The sequence below is a fragment of the Acidocella sp. C78 genome, assembly GCF_907164655.1.
In genome coordinates this window covers 1-10,271 of the sequence record NZ_CAJQZK010000034.1, presented here as the reverse complement: position 1 = coordinate 10,271, position 10,271 = coordinate 1, and the positions used below count along the sequence as shown (strand labels likewise).

General features: G+C 69.8%; 9 protein-coding genes and 1 pseudogene. 9 read left to right on the top strand and 1 reads right to left on the bottom strand.

All coding sequences use genetic code 11. The annotated features are described in order from the left end of the window. Nucleotides 1-12: 12 nt before the first annotated feature. The 6 genes and pseudogenes from ACIDOCELLA78_RS000000111430 (at nt 13) to ACIDOCELLA78_RS000000111405 (ending at nt 6,407) form a co-directional block, all read left to right on the top strand. The gene (locus ACIDOCELLA78_RS000000111430) at nt 13-1,356 is read left to right on the top strand and encodes a helix-turn-helix domain-containing protein (RefSeq protein WP_249676698.1); all 1,344 of its coding nucleotides are present in this window, start codon (nt 13-15) and stop codon (nt 1,354-1,356) included. 22 nt (nt 1,357-1,378) lie between these two features. Further along, entirely contained in the window at nt 1,379-2,503 is a 1,125-nt protein-coding gene (ispG, locus tag ACIDOCELLA78_RS000000111425) for a flavodoxin-dependent (E)-4-hydroxy-3-methylbut-2-enyl-diphosphate synthase (RefSeq protein ID WP_201729665.1), read from the top strand. A gap of 83 nt (nt 2,504-2,586) precedes the next feature. Next, nucleotides 2,587-3,822: a histidine--tRNA ligase gene (gene hisS, locus ACIDOCELLA78_RS000000111420; RefSeq protein WP_201729664.1), complete on the top strand. Its 1,236-nt coding sequence runs from the start codon at nt 2,587-2,589 to the stop codon at nt 3,820-3,822. A gap of 12 nt (nt 3,823-3,834) precedes the next feature. Beyond that, nucleotides 3,835-4,893 carry a peptide chain release factor 1 gene (prfA, locus tag ACIDOCELLA78_RS000000111415; RefSeq protein WP_201729663.1) on the top strand — a complete coding sequence of 353 codons (1,059 nt, stop codon included), beginning with the start codon at nt 3,835-3,837 and terminating at the stop codon, nt 4,891-4,893. Beyond that, entirely contained in the window at nt 4,890-5,732 is an 843-nt protein-coding gene (gene prmC / locus ACIDOCELLA78_RS000000111410; RefSeq protein ID WP_201729662.1) for a peptide chain release factor N(5)-glutamine methyltransferase, read from the top strand. Before prfA ends, prmC begins: the two co-directional genes overlap by 4 nt. A 241-nt stretch (nt 5,733-5,973) precedes the next feature. After that, nucleotides 5,974-6,407 (top strand): annotated as a pseudogene (locus tag ACIDOCELLA78_RS000000111405) (DUF4167 domain-containing protein). On the opposite strand, the gene ACIDOCELLA78_RS000000111400 reads toward ACIDOCELLA78_RS000000111405, so the two are convergent. Next, the gene (locus tag ACIDOCELLA78_RS000000111400; protein WP_374223269.1) at nt 6,382-7,119 is read right to left on the bottom strand and encodes a tyrosine-protein phosphatase; all 738 of its coding nucleotides are present in this window, start codon (nt 7,117-7,119) and stop codon (nt 6,382-6,384) included. The pseudogene ACIDOCELLA78_RS000000111405 and the gene ACIDOCELLA78_RS000000111400 overlap by 26 nt on opposite strands. Nucleotides 7,120-7,157: 38 nt before the next feature. Here ACIDOCELLA78_RS000000111400 and ACIDOCELLA78_RS000000111395 point away from each other — a divergent pair, with 38 nt between their 5' ends. From ACIDOCELLA78_RS000000111395 to trpS, 3 genes are all read left to right on the top strand, one after another. Then, on the top strand, nt 7,158-7,646 hold the full coding sequence (locus ACIDOCELLA78_RS000000111395; RefSeq protein WP_201729661.1) for a CHAP domain-containing protein: 489 nt from the start codon (nt 7,158-7,160) through the stop codon (nt 7,644-7,646). Between the two features lie 55 nt (nt 7,647-7,701). Then, entirely contained in the window at nt 7,702-9,234 is a 1,533-nt protein-coding gene (gene murJ / locus ACIDOCELLA78_RS000000111390; protein WP_201729660.1) for a murein biosynthesis integral membrane protein MurJ, read from the top strand. A 43-nt stretch (nt 9,235-9,277) separates the two neighbouring features. Then, the coding region (gene trpS, locus ACIDOCELLA78_RS000000111385) for a tryptophan--tRNA ligase (protein ID WP_201729659.1) at nt 9,278-10,271 on the top strand (994 nt) is incomplete at its 3' end.

Sequence of the window (10,271 nt, the reverse complement as noted above, 5' to 3'; positions counted from 1 at the left end):
GAGACCGGGCGCATGCACGGACCGGAACACTGTTTCGTCCGGCCGCTGCGGCAGGTCGCCGCCTTTCGGCCGCCCTCCCTCAACTCCGCCCTGCGGGCAGTCAAGAGCATCATGAACGGCGACAACGATCACCTTACCATACCCGGATACGACACTTCCTCCAGGGGCGGTCCGGAAGCCGTCGGCGCCGAATTGCGCGCCTTCCGCGAGCGTCTGGGCTGGAAACTGCCGGACATCGCGGCGCGCCTGAAGATCAGGCGGGTATTTCTCGAAGCCATCGAATCCGGTAACCTCGCCGCTCTGCCCGCCCCCACCTACGCGGCGGGCTTCATCCGCTCCTATGCCGAGATCATGGGGCTCGATCCTGAGGAAATCCTCCGCCGCTTCCGGGCCGAGGGCATGAGCCGCACCCGCCTGCCCGCCCTCAGCTTTCCCGAGCCCCTGCCCGACCGCGCCGTTCCGCCCGGTGCCGTGCTCTTCCTCGTCGCCGCGATCGGCCTCGGCGGATATTTCCTGTGGTATCGACATTCGGAGCACGAACTGCGGATGGCGCGGATGGTCCCGGAGGTCCCTGCCAAGCTCGCCCCATTGGCGATTCCGAAATCACCGCAGCCGAAACCCGTCACAGGGCATTCCAGAACCGCCGCCTCCGCCGCGCAGCCCGCCGCCACGCCACCGGCGGCACCAGCCCCGACCGGGGTGTCGCCGGGTGCTGCCCCACAAATCCAAGCCAGCCAACCCGCCTCGCCGCAGGCGGCATCTTCCGCCGTGACCGCAGCCAACAACACCGCCGCCACCAACACTGCCGCAGCGCCCGTATCGGCAGCTACGGTCAGCTCGGCAGCGAATGCAAGTGCAGGCGCCGGAGCGGCTGGCAGCGCCGCGTCGCCCGCCGCCAGTGCCGACACTGCGGTGCCCGGCGCATCGGCGGCTTCCGCCAGAGTGACGCCGAACCAAGCCACCGGCACGACATCTGCCGGTGCGCAACCTGCCGGCCTGGCCTCCGCAACCGCGCCTGGCACCACAGCCACGACCCCAACCGGCTCCGCCAGTTCACCGGCCGGATCGAACCCTCTGGTGATCAGCGCCAGCGCCGATAGCTGGGTTCAGGTTCGCGGCCCGCATGGCACCATCCTGTTCAGCCGCGTGCTCAAGGCCGGCCAGTCCTGGCCGGTGCCGAACGAGCCGGGCCTGACCATGACCACCGGCAATGCCGGCGGCACCGTACTGGTCCGCAACGGCACCGCTGGCGCGCCGCTCGGCAAGCCCGGCACGGTGCTCCACAATGTTCCCCTCACGCCGGCCGCGCCCGCGGGCGGCGCATCCGCCCCGGCCGCCACCCCGGCCGCGCAGTAACCCCTCCACGGAAGCGAGCCCGATGAACTACCGCGAATACCAGCAGATCGTCCGCCGCAAATCGCGGCAGATCAGCGTCGGCCCGGTCAAGGTCGGCGGCGACGCGCCGATCACCGTGCAGACCATGACCAACACGCCGACCGACGATGTCGCGGCCACGGTCGCGCAGATCCACCGCGCCGAGCGCGCCGGAGTCGACATCGTCCGCGTCTCCTGCCCCGACGAGGCGGCCACCGCCGCCCTTGCCGACATCGTGAAGCAGGTGAACGTCCCCATCGTCGCCGACATCCATTTCCACTACCGCCGCGCGATCGAGGCGGCGAAGGCGGGGGCGGCCTGCCTGCGCATCAACCCCGGCAATATCGGCAGCGCCGAGCGCGTGCGCGAGGTCGTCGCTGCTGCCCGCGATCACGGCTGCTCGATCCGCATCGGCGTCAATGCGGGTTCGCTGGAGAAGCATCTGCTCGAGAAATACGGCGAGCCGAACCCCGACGCGCTGGTCGAATCCGCCCTCGAACACGCGAAGATCCTGCAGGATCACGACTTCCACGAATTCAAGATCAGCGTGAAGGCATCCGACGTGTTCATGGCCGTCGCCGCCTACCAGCAGCTCGCCGAGGTCTGCGACCACCCGCTTCACATCGGCATCACCGAGGCCGGCGGACGGCGGACCGGGACGGTCAAATCCTCGATCGGCCTCGGCTCGCTGCTGTGGGCCGGCATCGGCGACACGATGCGCGTCTCCCTCTCCGCCGAGCCGGAGGAAGAGGTCGCGGTCGGCTGGGACATCCTGAAATCGCTCGGCATCCGCCATCGCGGCGTGCGCGTCATCTCCTGCCCCTCCTGCGCCCGCCAGGGCTTCAACGTGATCGACACGGTGGCCCAGCTCGAAGACCGCCTCGCCCATATCGAGGAGCCGATCACCCTCTCGATCATCGGCTGCGTGGTCAACGGGCCCGGCGAGGCGCTGATGACCGATCTCGGCGTGACCGGCGGCGGCAATGGCCGTCACATGGTCTACGCCGCCGGCAAGACCGACCACACGGTCGAGGGGGCCTCGATGATCGACCATGTCGTCGAGCTGGTCGAACAGCGCGCCGCCCGCCTGCGCGAGGAAAAGGCGGCAGCGAAACAGGCGGCGGAATAGCCCGCCCGCGCGCCGCGGACTGTTCAGCGGCGGCGATTTCCGGCAAACCACGGGCAATCTCCGTCGTCTGAAGGATTTGCGCCTTGACCAAGCCCCAGCCCGTGCGCGGCACCCAGGACATCATCGGCGAGGACGCGCGCCGGCATCACCACGTGATCGAGACCGCCCGCCGCGTCGCCGGCCTCTACGGCGCCGCCGAATGGGCCACGCCGGTCTTCGAGCTGACCTCCGTCTTCGCCCGCAACTTGGGCGAAACCTCGGACGTGGTGACCAAGGAGATGTACACTTTCGAGGATCGCTCCGGCGAATCCGTGACCCTGCGCCCCGAGGGCACCGCCGGCGTCTGCCGCGCCCTGGTCTCCAACGGCCTCACCCAGACCCTGCCGCAGAAAATCTTCTACCAGGGCCCGATGTTCCGCTACGAGCGCCCGCAGAAGGGCCGCTACCGCCAGTTCCACCAGATCGGCCTCGAAATCATCGGCGCCGCCGAACCGCTCGCCGATGCCGAGGCGATCGCCTGCGGCCAGCAGATCCTCGACGAACTCGGCGTCGGCGCCAGCATCACCCTGCACATCAACACGCTCGGCGACCGCGACAGCCGCGATGCCTACCGCACCGCCCTGGTCGATTATCTCTCGCGCTACGAATCCGAGCTTTCCGCCGAGAGCAAGGTCCGCCTGGTCAAGAACCCGCTCCGCATCCTCGACACCAAGGATGCGAACGACATCCGCCTCCTCGCCGACGCCCCGCGGATCCACGACCACCTGAACCCCGCCTCCGCCGCGTTCTACGACGGTCTGAAAGCCGCGCTTTCCGCCTTCGGCATCGCCTTCGTCGAGAACCCGCGCATCGTCCGCGGTTTCGACTACTACAACCACACCGCCTTCGAATTCGTCTCCACCGCCCTCGGCGCGCAGGGCACCGTGCTCGGCGGCGGCCGCTACGACCAGCTGGTCGAGCAGATGGGCGGCCCGCCCACCCCCGGCGTCGGCTGGGCGGCCGGCATCGAGCGCCTCGCCATGCTGCTGGCCGCAACCCCCGCCACGCCGCGCCCCGTCGCCGTCATCCCGATGGGCGAGGCGGAGCAGATCGCCGCGATCGAGATCCTCGCCACCCTCCGCCGCGCCGGCATCGCCGCCGAGGTCGCCTATCGCGGCAACATGAAGAAGCGTCTCGAACGCGCCAACCGCATCAACGCCCGCGCCGCCGTGCTGATCGGCCCGGACGAGCTTGCCCGCGGCGCCGTGACTCTCAAAACCCTCGATGACGGCGCCCAGCGCGAACTCCCCCGCGCCGAACTGCTCGCCGCCCTCGGATGACCCGCTGACGCGATGACCCTGGAGCAGAAACTCGATCGTATCGTCCTCCGCGCCGAAGAGCTGCGCGCGATGCTCGCCGCCGGGATCGACGGCGAGCGCTTCGTCGCGGCATCGCGGGAGCTGGCCGAGATCGAGCCGGTCGAGCAGCAGATCCTTCTGCTCCGCGCCGCCGAGCGCGCCCGCGACGAGGCCGAGGCCGCCCGCGCCGACCCCGAATTGCGCGAACTGGCCGATGCCGAGCTTGATTCCCTGCGCGAGACCCTGCCGCGGCTCGAACACGAAATCCGCCTCGCCCTCCTGCCGCGCGACGCCGCCGATGAGCGCCCCGCCATCCTCGAAATCCGCCCCGCCGCCGGCGGCGACGAGGCGGCACTTTTCGCCGCCGAGCTCTTCGCCGCCTATCGCCGCTACGCCGATCTGCGCGGCTGGCGTTTCGAGGTGCTGGACTACACCGAAACCGAACTCGGCGGCCTGCGTGAGGGCATCGCCGAAATCACCGGCCGCGCCGTCTTCGCCCGCCTCAAGTTCGAGAGCGGCGTCCACCGCGTCCAGCGCGTTCCCGCCACCGAAACCCAGGGCCGCATCCACACCTCCACCGTCACCGTCGCCGTCCTGCCCGAGGCCGAGGATGTCGATGTCGAGGTCAACGAGGCGGACCTCAGGATCGACGTCTTCCGCGCCTCCGGCGCCGGCGGCCAGCACGTCAACAAGACCGAGAGCGCCGTCCGCATCACCCATCTGCCCACCGGCATCGTCGTCGCCATGCAGGAGGAGCGGAGCCAGCACAAGAACCGCGCCAAGGCGATGAAGATCCTGCGCGCCCGGCTCTACGAACAGTCCCGCGCCACCGCCGCCGCCGGCCGCGCCGCCGACCGCAAGTCCCAGGTCGGCACCGGCGACCGGTCCGAGCGCATCCGCACCTACAATTTCCCGCAGGGCAGGGTCACCGATCACCGGATCAACCTCACCCTGCACAAGATCGACCGCATCATGCTCGGCGAATTCGACGACATCATCGATGCGCTGACCGAGGAAGACCAGGCCGCCCGCCTCGCCGCCGCCGGCGCATGATTCCGACCACCGAGGCCCTGCGCGAACTCGGCCGCATCCTCGCGGCGGGCGGCGTCGAGAACCCGACCCGCGAGGCACGACTCATCCTCGCCCACGCGCTCGGCGTCGATCTCGCTTCGCTCTGGGCGCTTGACGACGTCGATCCTGAACCCGCCTTCGCCCTCGCCCGCCGCCGCGCCGCCCGCGAGCCGCTCGCCTACATCACCGGCGCGAAGGGGTTCTGGAGCCTCGACCTCGCCGTCTCGCCGGCAACGCTCATCCCGCGGCCGGACACCGAAACCCTCATCGAAGCCGCGCTGCGCCACCGCCCTGAGCGGAACAAGATCCGCACGATCCTCGATCTCGGCACCGGCACCGGCGCCCTGCTCCTCGCCGCCCTCGCCGAATATCCCGACGCCTTCGGACTTGGCATCGACCGCGTGCCCGCGGCCTGCGCGCTGGCCCGCGCCAACGCCGCCCGCACCGGCCTTGCCGCCCGCGCCGCCTTCTGCTGCGGCGACTGGGCGGACGCCCTCGCCGGCCGCTTCGACCTCATCCTCGCCAACCCGCCCTATATCCCGAGCGCCGACATTCCCGACCTGATGGCGGAAGTCGCCGCCCACGAACCCGCCTCCGCCCTCGATGGCGGTGCGGACGGGTTCGATGCCTATCGCCGCATCGTCGCCGATCTGCCCCGCCTGCTCGCCTCTGGCGGCATTGCCGTTCTCGAAGCCGGCATCGGCCAGGCCGAGCCGCTCATCGCGCTGGCCGCCGCGCATGGGCTGGACGCGATCGCCGCGCCCGACCTTGCGGGAATCCCCCGCGCCGTGCTCATGTCTGGGGCGGGAAAATATTCGTGAAAAACCATTTGGCGTTCCGGCCGAATCAGACTAGATAACAATTCCGTATTCGATACCCGGTCTCACGAGGCTGGAACGGCGGGTTCCCGACCGCTTCGTCCCGCGACGCGGTGCCGGTTCCGCAGATGCCGTATCGAACTCGTTTGAACGACCACACCATGAAAGACGCTGCCCGGCCTCGACCAGGGAAACGACGGTCCGGCACGCGCATGGTCGCACTGCAACAGGATACCGAAACTCGATGAACATCAAACGTATGCGCGGGCGCAACAATCGTGGTGGCGGCGGCGGCTCTTTCCGCAGCTATCAGGGGGGCACCCCGCTGAACCGCAACCACGTCTTCGACAGCAACGGCCCGAACAGCGGGTCCGCGGCACCGCCCAGCAGCTTTATGACAAGTATCAGCAACTCGGCCGCGACGCTTCGAGCGCCGGCGACAGGGTTCTCGCCGAAAGCTATTTCCAGTATGCTGAGCATTATTTTCGCATTATTTCAGCCATGAACCAGGCCGCTCAAGCCCAGCACGGCAATGGTCATGCACGGCGTAACGACGCCCCGCAGTCCGCCGAGTCGCAGGACGATCAGGATCTCGGTGAAGCCGCTCCCGGCCTTGGCGACCAGCCTTCCACCGAAGCCCGCGAAATCCCGATCAGCGCAGCGCCGCCCGAGGTCTGACCGCCCACCGGAACCGCCCGCGCCGCCGCCCGGTCACTCCCGGCGAGCAGCCTGTCGTTGACGAACCGCGCGATCCGCCGGCCGGCCGGTTCCGCGTTTCGCGCGCATAGCGCTCGCGCAGCGCCTGTTCGCGGTAGACGTCGCGCACCCAGTCGAGAAAGGCCATTCCGCCGCCCTCCTCCTCGTACATGTCGAGGAAGGCGTCCAGAATTCCAGTGTTCGACTGTCGGATGTGGCCGAAGCGCAGGCTCAGCTGCCGCCGCGCCTCGGCGACGCTGCCGCCCTCGATCAGCACGAACAACGCACTCGCGATCCCCGCCCGGTCGGCGCCGGATTTGCAGTGGACCAGCGCCGGCCGCCGCATCGTGCGGATGATCTCGGCCAGCCGCAGGATGCGGTCACGATGCGGCGCGCCGCGCGATTCCAGCGCCATGTCGTAGAAATCGAGCCCGAGCTGCCGCGCCGCCTCGCGCGAGAGCGCGTCCGAGCCGTTGCGGCACTCGCCGCGCAGGTTGATCAGCGTGTTGATCCCGACACGGCGGCGAAATTTCGCCAGCTGGAACGGCACCGGATGGTTCGAGCGATACAGCGCGCCCGGCTTCACCGGCGCGAAATTGGTCCAGCCCAGCCGCAGCACGGCGTGGTCGACGAATAGCGCGTCGATCCAGGCATTGCGCCGCCCCGCCGGGGTCGACAGGTCGCCGAGGAAAATCGTGTCCATGGCGGCTGACTAGCAGGTATTCTCGGGCCATGCGACTCGCTCTGCCCGCCCTCGCGGCGCCGCTGCTGCTCGCCGCCTGCGCCAGTTCGCGCTTCGCCGGATACGGCACCCCGACCACGCTCACCTGCGTGCCCTATGCCCGCGCCGTCTCCGGCATCGAGCTGACCGGCGATGCGTGGCGCTGGTGGGCCGAGGCCGATGGGCGCTACCCCCGCGCGCATCGCCCCGTCCCCGGCGCCGTGCTGGTCTTCCGCCGCCACGGCGCGATGACCGCGGGCCATGTCGCCGTCGTCACACAAGTGCTGGGCCCCCGCGAAATCCTCGTCACCCAGGCCAACTGGCTGCCCGGCCGCATCCAGCGCGCCACCCCGGTGCTCGACGTCTCGCCCGCGAATGACTGGACTTCCGTGCGCGTGTGGTACGCGCCGGATCGCGAACCCGGCCGCACCATCTATCCCACCGACGGCTTCATCCTCCCCGCCGGTCCAAGGCTGGAAACCGTCCCCGCCACCCGCTAATGCTCTGCGCTCGTTCCGGCCGATCCGGCCGGGCGCCAACCGCCGAGGAGCAAGAATGCTGCGCAATGCGCTGACCGTGGGCGCCTGGACGATGGGCAGCCGGGTGCTCGGCTTCGCGCGCGATATCCTGATCGCCGCCCTGCTCGGCGCCGGCCCGGCGGCGGATGCGTTCTTCGTGGCGCTGCGCCTGCCCAACCTGTTCCGCCGCCTGTTCGGCGAGGGCGCGTTCAGCGCCGCCTTCATTCCCGCCTATGCCGGCGCCCTCGCGCAGGAGGGTGAGGCCCCGGCCCGCCGCCTCGCCGAGGAGGTCACCGCGATCATGGCGGTGTTTCTCTTCGCCCTCACCATTCTCGGCCTCGTGTTCATGCCCCTGGTGCTGGACGTTCTGGCCCCCGGCTTCCGCGCCGACCCGGCGAAATTCGCCCTCGCGGTCCGGCTCTCGCGCATCACCTTCCCCTATCTCTGGCTGATCTGCCTCTGCGCCCTGTTCTCTGGCGTGCTGAACGCGCGCGGCCATTTCGCAGCCGCCTCGGCGGCCCCCATCCTGTTCAATGTCTGCATCATCGCGACCCTGCTGATCCTGCACGCCGCCGGCCAGCGCGTGCCCGAGGCGCTGGCCTATGGCGTCGCCCTGTCGGGAATCGTGCAGTTCGTCCTGCTCGCCTGGGCGCTCGCCCGCGCCGGCTCGCCGCTGCGCCTGCGCGTTCCGCGCCTCACGCCGGGGGCACGCACCGTGCTGCGCCGCCTCGGCCCGGGGTTGATCGGCGCCGGTGTCACCCAGCTCAATCTTACTGTGGACACCATCATCGCCTCGCTGCTGCCCACCGGCACCGTCTCCGTGCTGTATTATGCCGACCGGGTGAACCAGCTCCCCCTCGGCGTCATCGGCACCGCGGTCGGCACCGTGCTGCTACCGACCCTCTCGCGCCAGTTCCGCCGCAACGAGACCGACGCCGCCCGCGGGTCGCTCAACCGCGCCATCGCGGTCTCGCTGCTCCTCACTTTGCCCGCCGCCGCCGCGCTGGCAGCGATCGGCCTGCCGGTGATGCACACGCTCTTCGCCCACGGCGCCTTTTCCGACGCCGACGCTGCCCGCAGCGCCGCCGCCCTCGCCGTCTACGCCTTCGGCCTCCCCGCCTTCGTGCTGGTGAAGCTGTTCGCTCCCGGATTCTTCGCCCGCGGCGACACCTCCACCCCGGTCAAGACCGGGCTTGCCGCGGTCGCGATCAACCTCGCCCTCAACCTCGCCCTGATGCACCCGCTGCAACAGGTCGGCATTGCGCTCTCCACCAGCCTCGCCGCCTGGTTCAACGCCCTCGCCCTCGCCCTCCTGCTCCGCCGCCGCGCCGATTTCGCGCCCGACCGCGCGCTTGCCCGCCGCATCCTCGCCATCGCGCTGGCGAGCGGGCTGATGGCTCTCGCCCTGCTCGCCCTGCGCCGCACCGCGCTGATGCATCTGCCCCCGATCGCCAGCCTCGCCCTGCTGATCGCCGCCGGCCTCGCGGTTTTCGCGCTCGCCGGCGTTGTCCTCGGCGCCATCCGCCCGGCGGAGCTGCGCCTGTTCCTGCGCCGCCCCAAACCCGCCTGAACGGCGCTTGACCGGGCCGGCGAAGCGCGCTGATACAGTGGGCATGGCACGCATATTTTCGGGCATCCAGCCCACCGGAATCGCGCATCTCGGCAATTATCTCGGCGCGATCCAGAACTGGGTCGCGCTGCAGGAGGGCAACGAGGGCATTTATTGCCTGGTCGACCTGCACGCGCTCACCGTCTGGGTCGAGCCCGAGGCGCTGCGCCAGCAGACGCGGGTGAACGCCGCCCTGCTCGTCGCCTGCGGCATCGACCCCGCCCGCAGCATCCTGTTCCACCAGTCGGCGGTGCACGCCCATGCGCGCCTCGCCTGGATCTTCAACTGCGTCGCCCGCTTCGGCTGGCTGAACCGCATGACCCAGTTCAAGGACAAGGCCGGCAAGGACCGCGAGGCCGTCTCGACCGGCCTGTTCGTCTATCCCAACCTGATGGCCGCCGACATCCTCGCCTATCACGCGACCGAGGTGCCCGTCGGCGAGGACCAGAGCCAGCACCTCGAACTCGCCAACGACATCGCGCAAAAATTCAACCACGATTACGGAACGGAATTCTTCCCCGCCATCACGCCGCGCATCATCGGCGGCAGCGCCCGCATCATGAGCCTGCGCGACGGCACCAGGAAAATGTCGAAATCCGACACCTCGGACCAGAGCCGCATCAACCTCACCGACGATGCCGACGCCATCGCCCAGAAGATCCGCCGCGCCAGGACCGACCCGGAACCGCTGCCCGAGCGCACGGCGCAGCTCGACTCCCGCCCCGAGGCCCGCAACCTCGTCGGCATCTACGCCGCGCTCGCCGGCCTCACCGCCGAGGAGGTTCTGCGCCAGCACGCCGGCAGCGGCTTCGGCCCGTTCAAGGAACGGCTGACCGAGCTTGCGGTGCAGAAACTCACCCCGATCGGTGCCGAGACCAGACGCCTCGCCGCCGATCCCGCGGAGATCGACCGCATGCTCCAGGCCGGCGCTGCCCGTGCCGCCGCCATCGCCGAGCCGATCGTCGCCGAAGCCGAGCGCCTCGTCGGCTTGTTGCCGG

Bases quoted from the DNA above. Each gene is read 5' to 3' on its own strand.
- murJ (WP_201729660.1), top strand. From the start codon at position 7,702: ATGCTGCGCAATGCGCTGACCGTGGGCGCCTGGACGATGGGCAGCCGG.
- ispG (WP_201729665.1), top strand. From the start codon at position 1,379: ATGAACTACCGCGAATACCAGCAGATCGTCCGCCGCAAATCGCGGCAG.
- prfA (WP_201729663.1), top strand. From the start codon at position 3,835: ATGACCCTGGAGCAGAAACTCGATCGTATCGTCCTCCGCGCCGAAGAG.
- ACIDOCELLA78_RS000000111395 (WP_201729661.1), top strand. From the start codon at position 7,158: ATGCGACTCGCTCTGCCCGCCCTCGCGGCGCCGCTGCTGCTCGCCGCC.
- prmC (WP_201729662.1), top strand. From the start codon at position 4,890: ATGATTCCGACCACCGAGGCCCTGCGCGAACTCGGCCGCATCCTCGCG.
- ACIDOCELLA78_RS000000111430 (WP_249676698.1), top strand. From the start codon at position 13: ATGCACGGACCGGAACACTGTTTCGTCCGGCCGCTGCGGCAGGTCGCC.